The sequence below is a fragment of the Paenibacillus albicereus genome (genome assembly GCF_012676905.1).
Taxonomy (GTDB): Bacteria; Bacillota; Bacilli; order Paenibacillales; family Paenibacillaceae; genus Paenibacillus_O; species Paenibacillus_O albicereus.
Genome location: NZ_CP051428.1, coordinates 2,638,866 through 2,658,681, shown reverse-complemented (window position 1 = coordinate 2,658,681; position 19,816 = coordinate 2,638,866). Strand labels below are relative to the sequence as shown.

The following is a 19,816-nucleotide window of genomic DNA, read 5'->3' as shown; positions in this document are numbered from 1 at the left end:
AGGAGCAAGGCGATGGAACATAAGTTTGAGCTCGAAGCCGCATGGTCGGGCGGAAGATGCGGGGCGGGAACGATCCGCAGCGGCGCGCTGGAGTCGGCGGTCTCCATTCCCTCCGGCATGGACGGGCCCGGCATCGGCACGAATCCCGACGAGCTGCTGCTCGGCGCGGCGGCGACCTGCTACGTCATCTCGCTGGCCGCGATGCTGGAGCGCTCCGGCATCGTGCCGACGCAGCTGACGCTGCGCTCGACGGCGGTCGTCGAAACGGATGATGCCGGCCAGCCGACGTACCGCTCGATCGAGCACCGTCCGCTCATCATGCTGGAGGCGGGAGCGGACGCGCCTGCTGCGGAGCGTGCCGCCCGGATCGCCCTCAAGGCGGAGCAGTCCTGCATGGTGACGCGAGCTCTCGCCGGCAACGTGCGGGTGGAGGCGAAGCCCGAGGTGCGGCTGAGCGGAGACGGAGGTGGCGGCGCATGAAGAAGCCCGGCATGAATTCGAAAGGCAACGGCAAGCCGCCGGAAATCATCGGGCGCGACGAGGAGAAGGACTATGTCGTGCGGCGGCAGTTCATGTTCCGCCTCAATCTGTTCTTTTTTGCGGCGTTCGTCATGTTCGGCATCCTCATCGTGCGGCTGGCGGTGCTGCAGTTCATCGACGGGCCGGAGCTGAAGCTGATGCGCGAGGATCAAGGGACGCGCGACGTGTCGATCCCGCCGTTCCGCGGCAACATCCTCGACTCCGACAAAAAGCCGATCGCCTACTCGACCTCGACGCAGACGCTGACCTATACGCTTCAGGCGGAAAAGGACAAGCAGATTGCGATCGACATGAGCGTCAAGCTGTCCGAGGTGTTCAAGAAGTTCAACGACGATCCGGAAGCGCAGATGACGCCGGAGGAGATCCAAAAGAACATGGACCTGAACTTCCGCACGAATACGATCTCCGTGCCGCGGCGCATCCGCTCCGACCTGTCGAACCGCGAGATCGCCTACATCACGGAGAACAGGGAGCAGTTCCTCGGCGTCGACATCGTCGAGGAGAGCGTCCGCAACTACAGCGAGGACCGCGTCGCCACCCAGCTCGTCGGCTATCTCAAGAAGTACAAGTCGGCCGGCGACCTGACGAAGTACAAGGAGATCAAGGAGAAGAACGACCCCGTCAACAAGTATCTCCAGGAGGAAACGGTCGGCTTCGACGGCCTGGAGTACATGTACCAGGAGCAGCTGCGCGGCATCAACGGGCTCAAGACGTATCCCGTCGACCGCACGAACAAGGTGACGGGAGCTCCCGTGGTGCAGCCTCCGCAGCGCGGCAACGACCTGGTCCTCAGCATCAACCGCCAGGTGCAGCTGACGACCCAAAAAGCCATCAGCGACCAGCTTGAGGTGCTCCAGAACGCGACCAGCCGGCCGCTGAACGAGGGCAACGCCGCGCGCATGGGCTTCGCGGTCGCGATGGAGGTCGACACCGGCAAGGTCGTGTCGATGGCGAGCATGCCGGACTACGACACGAACATCTGGAAAGGCGGCTCCGTTCCGCCGGACAAGTACGAGCCGATCAAGAACTTCGTCACCAACGGCACGATCCGAACCGTCTTTCCGAACTACAAGGATCCGAAAGTGCAGGCGAAGCACACGCCCTCGCTCGTCTACCTCGGCTCGACTCAGAAGCCGCTGTCGATCCTGATCGGGCTCAATGAGAAGCTGTTCACGGCGGGAGAAAACTACCGTGATGTCGGTCGTTATGTTTTCGGCAGCAAAGGGAATGAAGTGACGATCTGGAATGCCAGCCGCAAGCCGAACGGCAACATCGACGCTCGCGAGGCGCTCGCCAAGTCTTCCAACGCCTACATGTCCGAGATGATCGGCGAGCGGCTGCTCGACAAGTACGGGGGCAGCAAGGCGGTCGAGGTCTGGGACGATTACATGAAGCAGTTCGGGCTCGGCGTGCTGACCGGCAGCGGCTTGCCGTACGAGCAGCCCGGCGTCGAGGACTATTTCCATGAGGCCAAGACGGCAAGCAACCAGTCGGCGCTCGTCCGGGCCTCGTTCGGCCAGCTCGGCAAGTACACGACGCTGCAGCTCGCCCAGTACGCCTCGATGCTCGCCAACAAGGGCAAGCGGATGAAGCCGCTGTTCGTCAACGAGATTCTCGATCCCAAGGGCGATGTCATCGAGAAGGTGCAGCCGGAGGTGCTGAACAAGATCAGCTTCCCGGATGCATATTGGAACACGATCTATGCCGGCATGAGCAGGGTTTCCGTTCAAGGCTTCGAGGGCGTTTCCTACTCTTTCCTGCGCAAGACGGGCACGTCCCAGCAGCAGGTCGCCGGCGGCAAGCTTGTCGAGAACTCCGTGTTCATCGCCTTCGCTCCGGCCGACAAGCCGAAGCTGGCGATCGCGATCATCATTCCCGAGGGCGGCTACGGCGGGTACGGCGCCGCGCCGGTCGCGCGCAAGATCTTCGATGCGTACGACGAGGCCGTCGGCTTGTACGGCACGCCCAAAAAAGCAACCGGGACGAACTGATGGAACCGAACCGCTCCGATGATCTGCGCTGCGAGCTGTGCGGGCGAGTCGTTCCGGCTCTGACCGAGCATCATCTGACGCCGCGCGAGCAGGGCGGAGCGATGCTGGACAAGGCGCTGCTCTGTCCGGCCTGCCATCGCCAGATCCATGCCCTGTACACGAACCGCGACCTCGTGCAGCTCGGCCTCACCCGCATCGAGGCGCTGCGCGCCGATCCGGCGATCGCAGCTTATGTCCGCTACATCCGCAAGCAGCCGCCCGGCGTGCTGCCGGCGCTGCGCAAGTCCGCGCGCGTGAGGCGCCGCTGAAACCAATTCGCCGAGGCTGCTTGCGGCGTCCAAGGCTCTGCCCGTCCGACGGGCAGAGCCTTTTTGCGATGTCGGCATTTTTTTTCTTTAAATGTAAACCTTTTTGCTATAACCTGCGTATATACGTGGTGGATTGGCTGAAAGCATATGAAATGGAAAAGGTGATGGGGAATTGGAATCTTCCATGAAAGTCGTATTGGTTCAAAAGCTGCCAGGCGGCAGCCTTCGCAAGATCGATGAGCGCAGCTGGTCGGCGGACATGCTCGCCGCGCTGCATCATATCAATTATCTGACCATCGGGGGAGAAGAATTCGAGACGGTCGAAGGCAGGCTCAACGTCGACGAAGGCGTGATGGAGCTGCTGCTGATCTCGGCACCCGGCGGCTCCAGCTAGAGTCCGAGAAAGGAGACGATCATGAGCGAATCGATGAAGCATCCCACCCCGCCGGCTGCTCCCAAGCCGCCGAAGGTCATGGCGACGACGCTTGGCCTCGTCCTGCTGGCCGGCAGCGCGAGCTCGGCCGTCTCGGCCGCGGCGCCGTCGGCAAGTCCGGCTGCGGCCGGCGGCTCGCCGAAGCTGGTCGAATGGTCGAGCGACAAGGTCAAGGCTTACTACGATCCGGCGCAGGACTGGAACCTGCCGGAGCTGCAGCCGGAGGAGGACGGGGCGGCAGAGGGCGAAGGAACGGGCGCGAGCGGCTCCGTCAGCTCGGGCGGCGGCGGCACGACGGTCATTCATAACGGCGGCGGCTTCGGCTGGGACGACATGCTGCTGTACCACCTCATTTTCAATCGCGGCGGCGGGTACTCCTCCAGCGCTTGGGGCTCCTCGCATCCGGCCTATCATCCTTCCACGGGCCAGCTGTACAAGCGGCCGGCCTACGACAGCACCCGCTTCCAGAACAAGCCGACGGTCGGCTCGTCCGTCCGTCCCAAGACGTCCTCGGGCAGCGGGAGCATCACCCGCCGCTCCACCTCCTCGTCGAAGGGCAGCATCGGCGGCAATTCGAGCGGCTACTCGTCGGGCCCAAGCTCCAGCAAGTCCAGCGGATTTTCCGGATGACCGCCCCTGCGCTGGAAGCGGCGCGCCGCGAGCGGCTTGACCGCGCCGATGCCGTAGCCCGCTTGGCGGAGCTCGGCTTCGGCTGGGCCGATCTCGAGCAAGAGGAGTACTGGCTCGATGAAGTCGTCGCCATGGACGCGGACGTGTACGAGCGGCTGGAGCGGGCGGCATCGTCGTTGTGGGCGATTTTCGACCGTACGGTGCGGTACATGCACGGCCGACGCGAGCTCTATGCGCTGATCGGCATCCCGCCGATTCTCTGGAACATGCTGGACGGGCTGGAGCTGCCTCCGCCAGGACAGATCAGCCGATACGCGCGATTCGACTTCGCGGTCGGTCTGGATGGCGGCATCAAGCTGCTGGAGCTCAACGCGGATACGCCGACCGGATATGCCGAAGCGGCGGCCGCTACCCCCTGGCTCTGCCGGCAGGCAGGGTTGCGCTCGCCCAACGAGGCCATGGCGCAGCGGCTGGCGGCGGCCTGGAGCGAGGAGCGCCCGGACGCCGTCGCCTGCGCCGCCTACGGGTCGCATGCGGAGGATACCGGCACGATCGATCTGCTGGCCCGGCATAGCGGACTCGAGCTGCGCAAGCTCGATCTGCTCGACCTGTCGGTCGAGCATGGCGTCGTGCTGGACGGCGACGGCGTGCCGATCCGGCGCATGTTCGCCCTTTATCCGAAGGAATGGATGGCGCTCGATGACGGGGGGGAGGCGCTGGCCTATGCGATCGAGACCGGGCAGCTGACGCTGTTCAATAGCCCACATGCGATCCTGCTTCAATCCAAGGGGCTGCAGGCGCTTGTGTGGGGGTTGCATGAGCTCGGCATGCTGTACGGCGAGCAGGAGCGCGAGGCGATCGAGGCCTATCTGCTGCCGACGTACACGAAGCCGCTGTTCGACGGCAGCTATGTATCCAAGTCGATGTTCGGCCGCGAAGGCGGCTCGGTCAAGCTGTACGGGGAAGGCGGGGGGTTGGAGATCGAGGACAAGGACGGCTTCGATACGAGCGTCTTTTTCCCGACCGTCTACCAGCGCCGCGCGGATCTGCCGGAGCTGGAGCTCGGCGGGTCCAGCTATCGCCTGCTGACGGGGCTGTTCATGCTCGGCGGCGAGCCGTGCGGCCTGCTGGGCCGGGCCGGCGGCCTCATTACCGGCAACACGAGCCATTTTGTACCGATAGGAGTGAAAGAACGATGAACGTTTCCGATATCCGGCCCGGAGCGGTCCGGGGCATGCGCAAGCGCGTCGCCGGCGCGATCGGCGCGGCCCTGCTGGCGCTGGCGCTGGCGGGCTGCTCGACCAGCTCGAACAGCGTGTTCGACACGAGCAGCGGCGGAGCTTCCACGTCGGCCGCCGGCCAAAGCGCAGCGGCCGATACATCGGTCGTGCCTTGGGACTACCGCGTCGCGGAAGCCGAGGTCGGCGACCTGATCGGCGGCGACATGACGATCCTGCCGGACAACCAGCTGATGGCCAACGACAACCAGTATGCGACCGGAGAAAAAATTTTCACGCTGCAATACATGACGGCCAACCTCAAGGAGAACAGCGAAGGCAAGGCCTCCGTCAGCCTGTCGGCGTGGACGCCGATCAAGTCCTACCGCGACAAGGCGACGGCGGACGCCGATCTGGAGCGCCTCAAGCTGAGGCTGAAGACGAAGGTCGACCTCGTCGGAGTCTACAAGACCGAGCTCGGCGGCAAGAGCCGCCAGTTCGCCGTCATCGAGCTGCCGTCAGGCCAGGTCGTCAAGCAGCCGATCGACGCGGACCGCTATGCGTCGCTCAAGTCCGCCAAGCAGGCCGACGTCATTTTGGAAGAAATCCATGACTTCAGCGAGTTCGATCTCGCATACAGCAAATTCAGGGGGTGGGCCGCATCATAGCCGTCAATCTGCTCGTCAGCATCATCGTCATCATCGTCCTTCAGCTCGTCGGAATGCTCATCTTCAGCTGGATCACGCCCTACAAGGATCTCGAGGAGCTGAAGCGGGGCAACGTCGCCGCCGGACTCGCGATGGGCGGCAAGTTCCTCGGCACGGCCATCCTGCTCGGGGTCGCCTCCTATACGAACCATTCGATCTGGTACTTGATGCTGTGGTTCGCGGTCGGCTATGTCTGCCTCGTGCTCGCCTATCTCGTCTTCGAGCTGGCGACGCCGGGCTTCAAGGTGTCCCAGGAGCTGCAAAAAGGAAACGTGGCGGTCGGCATCCTGCTCGCCGCCGTCTATGTCGGAACCGGCTTCGCAATCAGCAGCCTCATCATCTGAACCCTCGTTCCGGTCCGCCTTCGGCCCGCATTCCTCGCGAATGCGGGCTTCTTCGCCGTTGTGCTATACTGGGTAAAGATTTTGCAAAAGATGCTAGAGAAAGAAGGAATCCGCTATGAATCGTCCCTTGTCCTTCGGACAGAGGCGGGAGGGAAGGAGCCTGTTCGCCGGGCTGTTCCTGCTGCTGCTGCTGAAGCTGCAATGGATGCGCATGGAGCTGTTCGGCGGCATCGAGCCGCTCGCGCTGGCCGCGGACGCGCTCTCGCTGCTCGCGCTGCTCGGCCTGTTCGAGCTGGCGACGCCGAGGCGGGGCAAGGGTCCGGCCTACTGGGCGTTCAATCTGGTCCTCTCCACGCTTCTGTTCGCGGTAACGCTCTATTTCAAGAACTTCGGCACGGTCGCGACCTACACGGCGCTCGGCAATCTGGGCCAGGTGCTCGGCGTGCGCGAGAGCGTGAAGGGCACGATCCGGCCGCTGGACTACCTGTACTTCGCCGATCTGGCAGCCTTCGCGGCCGTATGGGCCGCGCGCCGCAGGAGAGGCAGCGCCCCCGACGGACGCCGGAGCCTGTACAAGCCGCTCGCGGCGGTCCTCTGCCTGGCCGGCGCGGCCGGATCGCTGTGGTTCGTGCGCGAGGCGGAGGCGACCAAGAGCGAGCTGGCCCAGGCGGAGAGCGTCGGGCTGTTCAACTACCAGGTCGTAAGCGCGATCAAGTCCTACGAGGAGGACAAGGAGATCGCCTCCGGCAGCATCGCCGATACGATCGCGCAGACCAAGGCGCTCCAGGCCTCCTATCCGTATGGCGGCGCCGGAGCGGGCGGCACGCCGGACGGCTTCGGCGCCATGCGGGGCATGAACCTCATCGTCGTCCAGCTGGAAGCCTTCCAGAACTTTCCGATCCGGCTGAAGCTCGGCGATCAGGAGGTGACGCCGGTGCTGAACCGGCTCGTGGACGAGGGCTGGTACGCGCCGCATTTCTTCCAGCAGATCGGGCAGGGCAATACGTCCGACGCCGAGTTCATCGCCAATACGTCGATCTATCCGACCGGCACGATCGCGATGAGCACGGGCTACGGCAACCGCCGGCTGCCGAGCCTGCCGCGGCTGCTGCAGCAGCAGGGCTACAGCGCCTACACGTTCCACATCAACAACGTCGGCTTCTGGGACCGCAACAAGCTGTATCCGGCGCTCGGCTTCGACAAGTATTACGACAAGCCCTACTTCCATAACGATCATTTCAACAGCTTCGGCGCCTCGGACGAGGAGCTGTACCGGACGGCGGTGGACAAGCTGTCGGAGACGGCGGCGGAAGGCGGCGCCTTCTACGCGCATCTGGTCACGACGTCCAATCATTCCCCGTTCCGCATTCCGAAGGACAAGCAGGCGCTCACGCTCCCGGACGAGCTCGAGGGAACGGTCATCGGCGACTATTTGCAGTCGGTGCATTATACGGACTGGGCGGTCGGCCGCCTGATCGACGGGCTCAAGGAAAAAGGGCTTTGGGATCGGACGGCGCTCGTGCTGTACGGAGACCATTTCGGCCTGCAGCCGCAGGATACGGATCCGGCGCTGATCCAGGAGCAGCTCGGCATCAAGTACGACAAGCGGGTCAGCCGCCTCAACATTCCGCTCGTCATCCGCTATCCGGGCCAGCAGCCCCGCACGATTGAAAACACAGGCGGACAGATGGACCTGCTGCCGACGCTCGCCAACCTGCTCGGCATCCGGCCGGAGGACGGGGGCGTGCTGCCGTTCGGCCGGGATCTGCTCAACACCGGGCGGAACGTCATCGGCATGAGGTATTACTTGCCGACGGGATCGTTCTTGAACGACGAGATTCTGTTCGTCCCGGACAAAGGCTTCGAGGACGGAGAAGCGATCGACCTCGATACGCTGCAGCCGGTGGCGGACTTCTCCAAGCATCGCGAGGATTACGAGTACATGCTCCAGCTGATGGCGCTGTCCGACGATTATGTGAAGCTGCTGCCGAAACGTTGACCCCTAAGGAGAGGTGAAGCTCATGAACGAAAAGCAAACGTATCTGTTCGTCGGCTCCTATGCCCAGCCGGCAGGACCAGGCGTCCATCTGTACCGCTGGAACGAGGAGGAGCTGGCGCTGGAGCTGCTGGCGGAGGCGGACGGCCTCCGCAATCCGACGTTCCTGCATGTGGACCCGCAAGGGGGCAAGCTGTACGTCATATCCGAAGGCGCGAACGCGGCCGGAGGCAAATGCGGCACCGCCGTCTCCTACCGGTTCGATGCCGGCGAAGGAACGCTCGAGCGCATCGGAGAAGCGCCGACGACCGACGGACCGACCTGCCATATCGAGCGCAGCCCGGACGGCCGGCGGCTGATCGTCGTCAGCTATCACGGCGGGATGGCGGGACTGATGGAGCTGGAGGAGGACGGCCGCATCGGACGCCGGCTCGACCAGCCGCAGCATGCGGGCCGCAGCGTCGATCCGGAGCGGCAGGACCGCCCGCATCCGCACTCGACCCGCTTCAGCCCGGACGGCCGCTGGGCGTTCGTCCAGGATCTCGGCCTCGACCTCATCCGGACGTACCGGCTGGAGGACGAGCGCATGGTTCCGGTCCGCGACAACCCGATCCATCCCGGAGCGGGGCCGCGCCATCTGGCTTTCCATCCGGGCGGGCGATATGCCTACGTCATCAACGAGGTCGATTCGACCGTCAGCGTGCTCGGCTACGAGCCGGAGACCGGGGCGCTCGAGGAGCTCGGCTACGTGTCGACGCTGCCTGAGGGCTGGCAGGGGGACAATACCTGCGCCGAAGTGGCGGTTTCCGCGGACGGGCGGTTCGTTTACGGCTCCAACCGAGGCCATGACAGTCTGGCCGTCTTTGCCGTCGGGGAGGGCGGCCGCAAGCTGGAGCCGATCCAGCACGTTTCCGTCGAAGGCCGTCACCCGCGCCATTTCGCGCTGCTGCCGGGCGGACGCTGGCTGCTCGCCGCCAACAAGGATACGGACTCCGTGACGATTTTTTCCGTCGATGCCGAGAGCGGCAAGCTGACTTATGCCGGCCGGAAGCAAGGCGTTTCGCAGCCGGTCTGCATTCAGCCGTTTCAAGCTTGATGCGGCGCGATTAAGTATCCTTTATAAGCATCGGGGCCATGCTGGTCTTGATGGGGATATGGAATCGAAAGGGTGAGAGCCATGCAAGCAGACAAGCTTCTCGAAGGAAAGGTCGCCATCGTCACCGGCGGAGGCTCCGGCATCGGCCGGGCGTCGGCGCTTGATCTGGCGCGCCGCGGCGCGAAGGTCGGCTTCCTCGACCGGACGCCGGAGGAAGCGGAGAAGGTCAAGGCCGAAATCGAGCGCGAAGGCGGAGAGGCGTGGGTCGCGCCGACGGACGTCAGCGACGCCGAGGCGGTCGAGAAGGGCATCAACGAGATCGCGGAGCGCTTCGGCAGGCTCGACATCGTTTTTGCCAATGCCGGCATCAACGGGGTGTGGACGACGCTGGAGGACATGGAGGTCGAGGACTGGGACCAGACGCTCGGCATCAATCTGCGCGGCACCTTCCTGACGCTCAAATATGCCGTCCCGCATCTCAAGAAGCAAGGCGGGGGCAGCATCATCATCACGAGCTCGATCAACGGCAACCGCATCTTCAACAATACGGGAGCCACCGCCTACAGCGCGTCCAAGGCCGGCCAGGTCGCGCTCATGAAGATGGCCGCGCTGGAGCTCGCCCCGCATCGGATCCGCGTCAACGCCGTCTGCCCGGGCGCGATCGAGACCAATATCGACGACAACACGGAGCGGACGGAGGAAGCCGAGAAGGCGAAGATTCCGGTCGAATATCCGGAGGGCTCGCATCCGCTGGCGGGCAAGCCGGGCAAGGCGTCTCAAGTGGCCGATCTCGTCACTTACCTGGCGTCCGACCTGTCGTCGCATGTGACGGGGACCGACATCTACATCGACGGAGCGGAGTCGCTGCTGTAGGCGGCGACCTTCTTCCTCCGAGCGGTCGATTGAAATAGAAGCTGCCCCGCCGGTCCATCCTATGGACCGGCGGGGCAGCTTTTGGTTGGAACGGACTTAGAAGGCCGACCGGAATGGGGTCAACGATCGGACACGTCAGGGGCCAGGCGAAACCGGGCGATCCAAAGGCCCGGAGCCGGCTCGAAGCGGCCGTCGGGCTTGAAGCCGGAAGAGAGGTAGAGAGAGACGGCAGGGGCGTTGGCCTCGCCGGTCGAGACGAGAATTGTCTTTCCGGAGTGGAGGGCGAGCGCTTCCTTCAGCAGGAAGCGGCCGATGCCGCGCCGGAAAAAATCCGGATGCACGACGAGCCGGGCAATCGTTGCGCTGCCGTCAGCCTCCGGCTCGACCGCAACCGCTCCGGCCAGCCGATCGCCTATACGGCAGCCGTAAAACTCAGCCGGGCAGGCAAGCAGCTCCTCGTGGCTCTCGTTCATGCCGGGAATGGCGTCGAATCCGATTTGTTTCGCCTCCTCGCGGTACGCTGCGGTCTGCAGGAGGCGCAGCTCCCGCGAGACGTCCGCGTCGGCGACGTCGATCTTGTGCAAGCTCAGGTCCATGGTCGTTCTCCTATCGGGTCAGGTTTTAGGATGCTGGCGCGCGCGTTCGCGAAACCGGCGCACTTTGAGCAGATTGCCGCATGCTTTGTCGTCGCAATAGCGCTTGGACCGGTTTTTCGTCTCGTCGTAGTAAATCCACTTGCAGTCCGGGTTATCGCAGATGCGCAGCCGTTCCGCTCCGCCGCTTGCCAGCATGTCCGCGTAGGCGGCGGCGACGCGGAAGCGGATCGCCTGCCAGTCCGAGGCGAGCGGACGCCGCTCCAGCCGCAGAGCGTTTTGCTCCAGCTGCAGGTCCAGGCGGAAAGGAGCTTCCTGCAGCTCCGCCTGGAAAGGCTCCAGCTCCGATGCGGTCAGCGGAAGCGAGTCGCGACGGGCGCCAACGAGTGCGGCGGTGAGGCGGCGGAGCTCGTCCCGCAGGCGTTGAAGCTCGGCCAGCTCGGTCGGGGTAGGCTCGGGCATCCGGGCAGCGTCCGGACCATGCTTGCTCCAGAACCATTGCCTCCATGAGGCTTGAAAAAGACGGTCCTCGCTCGCGCCGCTGCCTCTCCAGTCATGCCAAAGGCTGTTTGCGAAGTCTTCCCAGATCATGGCAGTTCCTTCCATGGGTCAAGTGGTAACGTCCTAAAAGAGAAAAGGTGGTTACAAAAGAAGCGGTCCAGGGTATAGTAAGGACAGCAGCGGGTAACGATCAAACCTCAATTCCATCGTTACCGACAACATCGCCATTATAACGTGGCCAGGGAAGGGAGACAAGCGCAATGGGCTCGAACCGGGAGAAGACGAATTTGGTGGAGAAGGCATGGGAATTTGCGTACAGCAAGGAGGACTGGTCGCCGCCGCTGCAGGCCGCCCTCGAGGGCGTGACGGAGGAGCAGGCGGATTGGCGCCCGCAAGGAGCCGCAGCCAACACGATCCGCGAGACGGTCCATCACCTGATCTTCTACAAGGAGGCCTTCCTGCGGGCGTGGCGGGGAGAAAGCGGCGCGAGAGCGGAGGGCGTGACCAATACGGATACGTTCCAGGCGCCCGCCCTCGGGGCGGAGGGAGCGGCTTGGGAGGAGACGCGGCGCAGGCTGGAAAAGGCGCATGCGGACATCGCATCGATTCTCCGCGAGTGGGAGGACGACAGCAGCTACGAGAAACGGATCGGCAGCAACTCGGAGGCGGGAACGTGGGTAAACAGCCTAGCGGTTCACGATGCGTATCACGCCGGACAGATCATTTTCGTCCGCAAGCTTCAAGGGTCCTGGGCTCCGACGCGCTCGTTCAGCTAGAGCGCAGCGGCGGTCTGGCGCGCAGGCGGAGCGGGCGATAAGTACGGGTGGCGCGGATGCCGCGCCGCCTGTCTCGAAGACGCATGACAAGCAAGCAGCGCGAAGAGGCGAGGCCGGACGTTCCGGGCTCGCCTCTTGCTTGTTGCTTGGGCGACGCAAGCGCGGGGAGTCGGCCGCGCCGGACGGTCCGGCTCCTACGGCGTCGTACGCCTCGGCCGCGCCCCGGCCTGGGCGAGACGCTCCAGGCGCGGCTCGGCCGCAGCCGCCTGCTCGGAGATCGCGAGCCGGCTGCAGCCGAGATAAGCGCGAAAATCCGCGAAGGCCAGCGCCAGGCTGCGCTGGCTGTCCCGGGTCAGGCGGACGCCGGGCTCCGTCCACCAGCCGAGCACGGCCCGGTCTCCGCCCGGCAGCCGGCCCGGCTCCATGCGGGCGATGAACGCATCGCCCTGGAGCACCGGCAGCGTGTAGTACCCGTACTCCCGGATCGCCGCTGGCTTGTAGACCTCCCAGATATAGGAGAAGCCGAACAGCTCGCGGATGAGGCGCCGATCCCAGAGAATGTTGTCCAGCGGCGCGAGGAAGGAGGTGCGCGGCGGCAGCGAGGTCCAGCGCTCGGCGGAGTCCGAATCGAGCCAGCGCTCCAGATCGGCGGTACGCGCGTAATGAGGCGCGCTCAGCCCTTCGGTCTCCACCTCGACGAGCAGGCCCTGCTCCGTCAGCTCGCGGAAGATGCGCGCCCGCTCGGCAGCCTTGAGGAAAGCGGTGCCGACCCAGGCGTCCGACATGCGCGGAGAGAGCAGCCCGACGCCTCCGACCCGCCTCAGCACCCGCCAGCGCGCATAGTCCTCGTCTGCGGGATGCGGGTCCGGAGCGCCAAGCAGCTCCTCGGGGAAAAGCTTCTCCGCCAGCTGGTAGACGCGCTGGTTGCGCTGCTTGCGGTCGATGACAAGCTCTCCCCACAGGTACATGCTCTCCATCGTCGCCTTGGCCTGGCGTGCCGGCGACCAGGCCCAGTCGAGCTTGACGCCGCTCTCCAGCTCGCGCGAGAGCAGCGGCCCCCTGGCCTCCAGCGCCTCGCGCACGACGGGCACGAACGCCGCGACCTCGGGGATGGAGCCGTAGCGCGTGCGGGCGGCGTCGCGGGTTCTTCGGAATGCCGGCCAGTCCGCGGACGGGTAGATGCTCATCACTTTGTCCATGCCGTCGACAAGCAGCCGATCTCCATACAGCAGATCGTCGAGCTGGCTCGGCTCGAAGCGCTCCACGCGGGCTTGCAGCACCAGCTCGGCGTTGCGGCCGGCCGGGTCGAGCGGGTCGAACTGGATGCAGCCCGCCTGCCGGATATAGTCCATGATGCCGGACTTGCCGCGGTAGCGCCGCTCCGGTCCGAGGCCGTGATAATCGAGCAGGAAGCGGCGGGCTTCCGTGCGGGACAGCTTGAGCTTGCGATGAGCCATGCGGTCGACTCCTCCTCGAACGAATGTTCTATTTTGCTTAGTATAACGAATTCCGCCTCGTGAAGAAAGGGCAAAATCGATTCCGGCGGGAAGGCGATCGGGAAAACTCGGCCCCGCCGGTTTTTTGCAGCGCGACCCGCCCGAAAGGATAGGGAAGGAAAGGCAGGGAACAATGACCAAGGTGCGGGGGCTCGCGCTGAACATATGATTGAGCCTGCTTGTACATTTGTTCAGCGCGGTGCTATGATGGAGGCAGTTCAAGAATGGAGTGGTTATGACATGCAACAGCAACAACAGCTCGCCGGAATGATCGACCACACGCTGCTGCGCGCGGACGCGACCGCCGCCGAGATCGCCAAGCTGATCGAGGAGGCGCGCAAGTACGGCTTCGCCTCCGTCTGCGTCAATCCGACGTGGGTGCGCACGGCCGCCGAGGCGCTTGCGGGCACCGACGTGAAGGTATGCACCGTCATCGGCTTCCCGCTCGGCGCGACGACGAGCCGCGTCAAGGCGTTCGAGACGGCGGACGCGATCGCTTCCGGCGCCGGCGAGATCGACATGGTCATCAACATCGGCGCGCTCAAGGACGGTCGCGACGCCGATGTCGAGGCGGATGTCCGCGGCGTCGTGGAGGCGGCCGAGGGCAAGACGATCGTCAAGGTCATCATCGAGACGAGCCTGCTGACCGACGAGGAGAAGGTCCGCGCCTGCGAATGCTCCGTGCGGGCGGGAGCGGACTTCGTCAAGACGTCGACGGGCTTCTCGACCGGCGGCGCGACCGCCGAGGACATCGCGCTCATGCGCCGCACGGTCGGACCCGACATCGGCGTCAAGGCTTCGGGCGGCGTGCGCAGCCTCGAGGACATGCAGCGCATGGTGGCCGCAGGCGCGACGCGGATCGGCGCCAGCTCCGGCGTCAAGATCATGGAAGGCGGCCGCTCGGAAGGCAATTACTGATCCAGCAGGCTCGGCTGCAGCCGAAAAACCCCGGTTTTTCGGCTGTTTGGTTTGGAGGCGGACAAGTTGCCCGCGCGGCGGCGATTCCGCTATGATAGAGCAGCAGGAAGGACCAGGAAAGGACTTGATGTCATGTTCAAACGCATCCATATCATCGTCATGGATTCCGTCGGCATCGGCGAGGCCCCCGACGCGGCCTCGTTCGGCGATGTCGGCGCCGATACGCTCGGCCATATCGCCGAGACGCAGGGAGGCCTGCGCATGCCCGTCATGGGCAGCCTCGGCCTAGCCAATATCCGCCCGTTTCAGGGCATCGAGCCGGCGGACGAGCCGCGGGCGTTTTACGGAAGGATGCAGGAGGCGTCGAGCGGCAAGGATACGATGACCGGCCACTGGGAACTGATGGGCCTGCGCATCGACACGCCGTTCCGCGTCTTCGAGCACGGCTTCCCGCAGGAGCTGATCGACCGCATCGAGGCCTATACGGGGCGCAAGGTGATCGGCAACAAGCCGGCCAGCGGCACCGAGATCATCGACGAGCTCGGGGAGGAGCATATGCGCACCGGGGCGCTCATCGTCTACACCTCCGCCGACTCCGTGCTGCAGATCGCCGCGCACGAGGAGATCGTGCCGCTGCCCGAGCTCTACGCGATCTGCGAGTTCTGCCGGGAAATCACGCTCGAGGACCCGTACATGCTCGGACGGATCATCGCCCGTCCGTTCGTCGGCGGTCCCGGCACGTTCAAGCGGACGGCGGGACGCCACGACTACGCGCTCAAGCCGTTCCAGCCGACGGTCATGAATGCGCTTCAGGATGCCGGCCGGGACGTCGTCGCGATCGGTAAGATTTCCGACATTTTCGACGGCGAAGGCGTGACGCGCAGCATCCGCACCGCGTCCAACGCGGAGGGCATGGCGAGGCTGACGGAGGTTTGCGGGGAAGACTTCACCGGCATCAGCTTCCTCAACCTGGTCGATTTCGACGCGCTGTACGGCCATCGCCGCGATCCTGCGGGCTACGGGCGGGCGCTGGAGGCCTTCGACGCCCAGCTGCCGGCGGTGATCGAGCGGCTGAACGGCGACGATCTGCTCCTCGTGACGGCCGATCACGGCAACGATCCGACCTACCCCGGCACCGACCACACGCGCGAGTACGTGCCGCTGCTCGTCTATTCGCCGCGCTTCGCGGGCGGACGCGAGCTGCCGCTGCGCCTCACGTTCGCCGATGTCGGCGCGACCGTCGCGGACAATTTCGGCGTCGCCGCTCCGGAGCACGGCAAGAGCTTCCTCGGCGAGCTTCGCTAAGCCGACGGCTATCCAACCTACGAACAGGAGATGACCCCATGAGCGTCCATATCGGAGCCAAAGAAGGACAGATCGCGGAAACGGTGCTGCTGCCGGGCGATCCGCTGCGCGCCAAATATATCGCCGAGACGTATCTGAGCGAGATCGAGCTGTACAACGAGGTGCGCGGCATGCTCGGCTACACGGGCACGTACAAAGGAAAACGGATCTCCGTGCAAGGCTCGGGCATGGGCTTGCCGTCGATCAGCATCTACGCGAACGAGCTCATCCGCAGCTACGGCGTGCGCAACCTGATCCGCGTCGGCACCTGCGGCGCGATGCAGCCAGGCGTCCGGGTGCGGGACGTGATTCTCGCACAAGCGAGCTGCACCGACTCCAGCATGAACCGCAACCAGTTCCTCGGCTACGACTTCGCGCCGATCGCCAGCTTCGGCCTGCTCAAGTCCGCCTACGAGCATGCGACGGCGGCCGGCATGAACGTGCATGTCGGCAACGTCTACAGCACCGACGTCTTTTACAAGGAAGATACGACGGCCGTGCAGCGGCTCATGGACCACGGCGTGCTCGGCGTCGAGATGGAGACGACCGCCTTGTACACGATCGCGGCCCGCCATGGCGCGCAGGCGCTGACCGTGCTGACGGTGAGCGACCATCTGCTGACCGGCGAGGAGACGACCGCCGAGGAGCGCCAGTCGACCTTCAATGACATGATGGTGGCGGCTTTGGAGACTGCGGCCGGACTTTGAGCCGATGCCGATTCGGCGCGGCAGGCGGTTCGATCTTTAATGACATGAAACGACGGCGCGAATCCACAGGTTTATTAAATGTCATGAACTAAATCAAGCCGCCTGAAGAGGCGGCTCCGACAAGGATTTCGCCAGCCATTGGCCAACCGAAAGATGATTAATGATGTAAAATAAAAACCAGGTTAACGAAGGGGGAGCGCCCGTGAGAATGGTCGAGCTGATCGAGAAGAAAAGAGACGGCGGAGAGCTGACGACGGAGGAGATCCGCTTCATCGTCGATGGCTACACGGACGGCCGCATCCCGGACTACCAGGTGAGCGCATGGGCGATGGCGGTCTTTTTCCGCGACATGACCGATCGCGAGCGGGCCGACCTGACGATGGCGATGGTCGAGTCGGGAGAGACGATCGATCTGTCGGACATCGAGGGCGTCAAGGTGGACAAGCATTCGACCGGCGGAGTCGGCGACACGACGACGCTCGTGCTCGCTCCGCTCGTCGCCGCTGCGGGCGTGCCCGTAGCGAAGATGTCCGGTCGCGGCCTCGGCCATACCGGCGGCACGATCGACAAGCTGGAGGCGATTCCGGGCTTCCATGTCGAGCTGACCCGCGAGGAGTTCGCCGCCCGCGTCAACGAGTCGTCGATCGCCGTCATCGGCCAGAGCGGCAATCTGACCCCCGCCGACAAGAAGCTGTACGCGCTGCGGGACGTCACGGCCACCGTCGAGTCGATCCCGCTCATCGCCAGCTCGATCATGAGCAAGAAGATCGCCGCCGGCGCCGACGCGATCGTGCTTGACGTGAAGACCGGCGCCGGCGCGTTCATGAAGGACGAGCAGGATGCCCGCCGCCTCGCCGCGGCGATGGTCGCCATCGGCAACCAGGTCGGACGCAAGACGATGGCCGTCATCTCGGACATGAGCCAGCCGCTTGGGCTTGCGATCGGCAACGCGCTTGAGGTGCGGGAGGCGATCGACACGCTGCGCGGCGAAGGTCCGGACGACCTGCTGGAGCTGTGCCTGGCGCTCGGCAGCCAGATGGTCTATCTCGGCGGCGCCGCCGGCTCCATCGAGGAGGCCGAGGCGCTGCTTAAAGACCTGCTCGCGAGCGGCAAGGCGCTGGACAAGTTCAAGGAGTTCATCGCGAACCAGGGCGGCGATCCATCCGTCGTGGACGATCCGGACCGGCTCCCGGCAGCGCCGTACCGGATCGAGCTGCCTGCCCGCGAGAGCGGCTTCGTCTCCGGCATGACGGCGGACGCGATCGGCACGGCGGCGATGATCCTCGGCGCCGGACGGGCGACCAAGGAGTCGGAGATCGACCTGTCGGTCGGCATCGTGCTGCGCAAGAAGGTCGGCGACGCCGTGCAGGCCGGCGAATCCTTGGCGACGATCCATGCCGCGACGGAGCAGGTCGGCGACGTTCTCGAGCGCCTCTACGCGGCGATCGACATCGCGCCGTCGGCGCAGTCTCCGGTGCTCGTGCGCGGCATCGTAACGGAATGATCGGATTCATCGGAAAGAGAGGCGAGAGGCGTTGACGAGAACGATCTGGAAAGACAAGCTGGACCCGGCCTACCTGCTCGACCAGCTGAAGCTGCTGCTGGAGACGCCGAGCCCGAGCGGGTTCTGCGCCGCCATCATGGACAAGATCGAGGCGGAGGCGCGCCGGCTCGGATTCCCGTTCGAGCGCACGCCCAAAGGAAACGGCCTGATCGACCTGGGGGGCGAGGACGGTGAGCCGCTGCTGCTGACGGCGCATGTCGATACGCTCGGCGCGATGGTGCGCTCGGTCAAGTCCGACGGCAAGCTGCGCATGACGCCGATCGGCGGCTACGACATGTCGACCGTGGAGGGCGAGTACTGCCTCGTCCACACGCGCGACGGCCGCGTCTACGAGGGCACGGTGCTCTCGACGATGCCTTCGGTCCACGTCTATCCCGAATCGCGCGCGCAGAAGCGGGACGAGGCAAGCATGGAGGTGCGCCTCGACGCCGACAGCTCGAGCCGCGCCGAGACGCTCGCGCTCGGCATCGCGCCTGGTGACTTCGTCTCCTGGGATCCGCGCGTGCGGATAATCGGCAGCGGCTGGATCAAGTCGCGCCATCTCGACGACAAGGCGAGCGTCGCCGCGCTGCTGGCGCTCATGGAAGCGGTGCGCCGCGGCGGGCTGCAGCTGAAGCGGCCGGTCAAGCTGCTCGTCTCGACCTATGAAGAGGTCGGCCACGGCAGCTCCTGGGTGCCGGCCGATACGGTCGAGATGATCGCCGTCGACATGGGGGCGATGGGCGACGACCTCAGCGCCACCGAGAAGGATGTGTCGATCTGCGCGAAGGACTCCTCCGGTCCGTACGACTACGACATGACCTCTCGCCTGATCGCACTCGCCGGCGCCCAATCGATTCCGCATGCCGTCGACATCTATCCGTTCTACGGCTCGGATGCTAGCGCCGCGCTGCGGGGAGGCGCGAACATCCGCGCCGCGCTCATCGGCCCGGGCGTGCACGCCTCCCACGGCATGGAGCGCACCCATGCCGAGGCGGTGCTCGGAACGGCCGCGCTGCTGCTGGCATACATCATGGACTAATGGAAGCAGTGGCCGCGCAAGCGGCCGGCAGCTTTCGAAGCGGAAGCAGGAGGGAGCCGGATTGGCGCAGCTTTACTTCAAGTACGGCACGATGAACAGCGGAAAGTCGTTCGAAATCATCAAGGTCGCGCACAACTACGAGGAGCAGGGCAAGGCGGTGCTCATCTTCTCGCCGGCGATCGACACTCGCACCGGCAAGGACGAGGTCGGCTCGCGGGTCGGCTTCAAGCGCAAGGCGATCCCTGTCGGCGAGGACACGGATCTGTACCGGCAGGTCGCGGCGCATCAGCCGCCGGGAGCCGAGAAGCGGATCTACTGCGTGCTCGTGGACGAAGCGCAGTTCCTCAGCCGCAAGCATATCGACCAGCTGACGCGCGTCGTCGACGAGCTGGGCGTTCCCGTCATGGCGTTCGGCCTCAAGAACGATTTTCGCAACGAGCTGTTCGAGGGCAGCTACTACCTGCTCGCCCAGGCGGACAAGATCGAGGAAATCAAAACGATCTGCTGGTTCTGCGACCGCAAGGCGACGATGGTCATCCGCTATGTGGACGGCCTGCCGGCGAACGAAGGCGAGCAGATCCAGATCGGCGGCAACGAGGACTACAAACCGGTATGCCGCAAGTGCTACAAGGCCGCCTTCGCGGAGCAGAAGCAGGAAGAAGCGTAGCCGGACGCTCCATCGCCCCATCGCTCCATCGCTCGACGCATCGCGCCAGGCAATACGTTCAAAAGGCACGGAAAAAGCCTCCGCAAGCCGCCCA

21 protein-coding genes are annotated in these 19,816 nt (G+C 64.8%); 18 read left to right on the top strand and 3 right to left on the bottom strand.

What is annotated here, in order from left to right; genetic code table 11:
- Positions 1-12 precede the first annotated feature (12 nt).
- The 11 genes from HGI30_RS11730 (at position 13) to HGI30_RS11680 (ending at position 10,135) form a co-directional block, all read left to right on the top strand.
- Positions 13-480, top strand: a complete 468-nt coding sequence (locus HGI30_RS11730; protein WP_168907735.1) for an OsmC family protein — start codon at positions 13-15, stop codon at positions 478-480.
- Positions 477-2,531 carry a peptidoglycan D,D-transpeptidase FtsI family protein gene (locus HGI30_RS11725; protein ID WP_235680110.1) on the top strand — a complete coding sequence of 685 codons (2,055 nt, stop codon included), beginning with the start codon at positions 477-479 and terminating at the stop codon, positions 2,529-2,531. Before HGI30_RS11730 ends, HGI30_RS11725 begins: the two co-directional genes overlap by 4 nt.
- Positions 2,531-2,839: an HNH endonuclease signature motif containing protein gene (locus tag HGI30_RS11720; RefSeq protein ID WP_168907733.1), complete on the top strand. Its 309-nt coding sequence runs from the start codon at positions 2,531-2,533 to the stop codon at positions 2,837-2,839. Before HGI30_RS11725 ends, HGI30_RS11720 begins: the two co-directional genes overlap by 1 nt.
- Positions 2,840-3,023: 184 nt before the next feature.
- Positions 3,024-3,233 carry a hypothetical protein gene (locus HGI30_RS11715; protein WP_235680109.1) on the top strand — a complete coding sequence of 70 codons (210 nt, stop codon included), beginning with the start codon at positions 3,024-3,026 and terminating at the stop codon, positions 3,231-3,233.
- A 21-nt stretch (positions 3,234-3,254) separates the two neighbouring features.
- Positions 3,255-3,902 carry a hypothetical protein gene (locus HGI30_RS11710; RefSeq protein WP_168907731.1) on the top strand — a complete coding sequence of 216 codons (648 nt, stop codon included), beginning with the start codon at positions 3,255-3,257 and terminating at the stop codon, positions 3,900-3,902.
- Entirely contained in the window at positions 3,899-5,101 is a 1,203-nt protein-coding gene (locus HGI30_RS11705; protein ID WP_168907730.1) for a glutathionylspermidine synthase family protein, read from the top strand. Before HGI30_RS11710 ends, HGI30_RS11705 begins: the two co-directional genes overlap by 4 nt.
- Positions 5,098-5,787 carry a hypothetical protein gene (locus tag HGI30_RS11700; protein WP_168907729.1) on the top strand — a complete coding sequence of 230 codons (690 nt, stop codon included), beginning with the start codon at positions 5,098-5,100 and terminating at the stop codon, positions 5,785-5,787. Before HGI30_RS11705 ends, HGI30_RS11700 begins: the two co-directional genes overlap by 4 nt.
- Positions 5,781-6,170, top strand: coding sequence for a DUF350 domain-containing protein (locus HGI30_RS11695; RefSeq protein WP_168909848.1), 390 nt, complete (start codon positions 5,781-5,783; stop codon positions 6,168-6,170). Before HGI30_RS11700 ends, HGI30_RS11695 begins: the two co-directional genes overlap by 7 nt.
- A 115-nt stretch (positions 6,171-6,285) precedes the next feature.
- Entirely contained in the window at positions 6,286-8,169 is a 1,884-nt protein-coding gene (locus HGI30_RS11690) for an LTA synthase family protein (RefSeq protein WP_235680108.1), read from the top strand.
- 22 nt (positions 8,170-8,191) lie between these two features.
- Positions 8,192-9,262, top strand: coding sequence for a lactonase family protein (locus tag HGI30_RS11685; protein WP_168907728.1), 1,071 nt, complete (start codon positions 8,192-8,194; stop codon positions 9,260-9,262).
- 81 nt (positions 9,263-9,343) lie between these two features.
- Positions 9,344-10,135 carry an SDR family oxidoreductase gene (locus HGI30_RS11680; protein WP_168907727.1) on the top strand — a complete coding sequence of 264 codons (792 nt, stop codon included), beginning with the start codon at positions 9,344-9,346 and terminating at the stop codon, positions 10,133-10,135.
- Between the two features lie 119 nt (positions 10,136-10,254).
- Here the strand turns inward: HGI30_RS11680 and HGI30_RS11675 are convergent, their stop codons facing one another.
- Both HGI30_RS11675 and HGI30_RS11670 read right to left on the bottom strand, forming a co-directional pair.
- Positions 10,255-10,731, bottom strand: coding sequence for a GNAT family N-acetyltransferase (locus HGI30_RS11675; RefSeq protein ID WP_168907726.1), 477 nt, complete (start codon positions 10,729-10,731; stop codon positions 10,255-10,257).
- An 18-nt stretch (positions 10,732-10,749) separates the two neighbouring features.
- The gene (locus tag HGI30_RS11670; RefSeq protein WP_328805092.1) at positions 10,750-11,319 is read right to left on the bottom strand and encodes a CGNR zinc finger domain-containing protein; all 570 of its coding nucleotides are present in this window, start codon (positions 11,317-11,319) and stop codon (positions 10,750-10,752) included.
- A gap of 170 nt (positions 11,320-11,489) precedes the next feature.
- Between HGI30_RS11670 and HGI30_RS11665 the strand changes: the two genes are divergently transcribed.
- The gene (locus HGI30_RS11665) at positions 11,490-12,005 is read left to right on the top strand and encodes a DinB family protein (protein WP_168907724.1); all 516 of its coding nucleotides are present in this window, start codon (positions 11,490-11,492) and stop codon (positions 12,003-12,005) included.
- Positions 12,006-12,199: 194 nt separating this feature from the next.
- Here the strand turns inward: HGI30_RS11665 and HGI30_RS11660 are convergent, their stop codons facing one another.
- Positions 12,200-13,462 (bottom strand): DNA glycosylase AlkZ-like family protein, encoded by a 1,263-nt coding sequence (locus HGI30_RS11660; protein ID WP_168907723.1) that lies wholly within the window; start codon positions 13,460-13,462, stop codon positions 12,200-12,202.
- 279 nt (positions 13,463-13,741) lie between these two features.
- Between HGI30_RS11660 and deoC the strand changes: the two genes are divergently transcribed.
- From deoC to HGI30_RS11630, 6 genes are all read left to right on the top strand, one after another.
- Complete coding sequence (gene deoC / locus HGI30_RS11655; protein ID WP_168907722.1) at positions 13,742-14,419, top strand: deoxyribose-phosphate aldolase; 678 nt, start codon at positions 13,742-13,744, stop codon at positions 14,417-14,419.
- A 132-nt stretch (positions 14,420-14,551) separates the two neighbouring features.
- The gene (deoB, locus tag HGI30_RS11650; RefSeq protein WP_168907721.1) at positions 14,552-15,724 is read left to right on the top strand and encodes a phosphopentomutase; all 1,173 of its coding nucleotides are present in this window, start codon (positions 14,552-14,554) and stop codon (positions 15,722-15,724) included.
- Between the two features lie 38 nt (positions 15,725-15,762).
- Positions 15,763-16,470 carry a purine-nucleoside phosphorylase gene (gene deoD, locus HGI30_RS11645; protein WP_168907720.1) on the top strand — a complete coding sequence of 236 codons (708 nt, stop codon included), beginning with the start codon at positions 15,763-15,765 and terminating at the stop codon, positions 16,468-16,470.
- 202 nt (positions 16,471-16,672) lie between these two features.
- A complete protein-coding gene (locus HGI30_RS11640) occupies positions 16,673-17,974 on the top strand; it encodes a pyrimidine-nucleoside phosphorylase (RefSeq protein WP_168907719.1) in 1,302 nt (433 codons plus the stop codon).
- Positions 17,975-18,005: 31 nt separating this feature from the next.
- Entirely contained in the window at positions 18,006-19,055 is a 1,050-nt protein-coding gene (locus HGI30_RS11635) for a M42 family metallopeptidase (protein WP_235680107.1), read from the top strand.
- Between the two features lie 61 nt (positions 19,056-19,116).
- On the top strand, positions 19,117-19,722 hold the full coding sequence (locus tag HGI30_RS11630; RefSeq protein WP_168907718.1) for a thymidine kinase: 606 nt from the start codon (positions 19,117-19,119) through the stop codon (positions 19,720-19,722).
- Positions 19,723-19,816 lie beyond the last annotated feature (94 nt).

What these genes read in the sequence shown, in the direction of transcription:
- HGI30_RS11730 (WP_168907735.1), top strand. Translation starts at nt 13, where the DNA reads ATGGAACATAAGTTTGAGCTCGAAGCCGCATGGTCGGGCGGAAGATGC.
- HGI30_RS11725 (WP_235680110.1), top strand. Translation starts at nt 477, where the DNA reads ATGAAGAAGCCCGGCATGAATTCGAAAGGCAACGGCAAGCCGCCGGAA.
- HGI30_RS11720 (WP_168907733.1), top strand. Translation starts at nt 2,531, where the DNA reads ATGGAACCGAACCGCTCCGATGATCTGCGCTGCGAGCTGTGCGGGCGA.
- HGI30_RS11715 (WP_235680109.1), top strand. Translation starts at nt 3,024, where the DNA reads ATGAAAGTCGTATTGGTTCAAAAGCTGCCAGGCGGCAGCCTTCGCAAG.
- HGI30_RS11710 (WP_168907731.1), top strand. Translation starts at nt 3,255, where the DNA reads ATGAGCGAATCGATGAAGCATCCCACCCCGCCGGCTGCTCCCAAGCCG.
- HGI30_RS11705 (WP_168907730.1), top strand. Translation starts at nt 3,899, where the DNA reads ATGACCGCCCCTGCGCTGGAAGCGGCGCGCCGCGAGCGGCTTGACCGC.
- HGI30_RS11700 (WP_168907729.1), top strand. Translation starts at nt 5,098, where the DNA reads ATGAACGTTTCCGATATCCGGCCCGGAGCGGTCCGGGGCATGCGCAAG.
- HGI30_RS11690 (WP_235680108.1), top strand. Translation starts at nt 6,286, where the DNA reads ATGAATCGTCCCTTGTCCTTCGGACAGAGGCGGGAGGGAAGGAGCCTG.
- HGI30_RS11685 (WP_168907728.1), top strand. Translation starts at nt 8,192, where the DNA reads ATGAACGAAAAGCAAACGTATCTGTTCGTCGGCTCCTATGCCCAGCCG.
- HGI30_RS11680 (WP_168907727.1), top strand. Translation starts at nt 9,344, where the DNA reads ATGCAAGCAGACAAGCTTCTCGAAGGAAAGGTCGCCATCGTCACCGGC.
- HGI30_RS11675 (WP_168907726.1), bottom strand. Translation starts at nt 10,731, where the DNA reads ATGGACCTGAGCTTGCACAAGATCGACGTCGCCGACGCGGACGTCTCG.
- HGI30_RS11670 (WP_328805092.1), bottom strand. Translation starts at nt 11,319, where the DNA reads ATGATCTGGGAAGACTTCGCAAACAGCCTTTGGCATGACTGGAGAGGC.
- HGI30_RS11665 (WP_168907724.1), top strand. Translation starts at nt 11,490, where the DNA reads ATGGGCTCGAACCGGGAGAAGACGAATTTGGTGGAGAAGGCATGGGAA.
- HGI30_RS11660 (WP_168907723.1), bottom strand. Translation starts at nt 13,462, where the DNA reads ATGGCTCATCGCAAGCTCAAGCTGTCCCGCACGGAAGCCCGCCGCTTC.
- deoC (WP_168907722.1), top strand. Translation starts at nt 13,742, where the DNA reads ATGCAACAGCAACAACAGCTCGCCGGAATGATCGACCACACGCTGCTG.
- deoB (WP_168907721.1), top strand. Translation starts at nt 14,552, where the DNA reads ATGTTCAAACGCATCCATATCATCGTCATGGATTCCGTCGGCATCGGC.
- deoD (WP_168907720.1), top strand. Translation starts at nt 15,763, where the DNA reads ATGAGCGTCCATATCGGAGCCAAAGAAGGACAGATCGCGGAAACGGTG.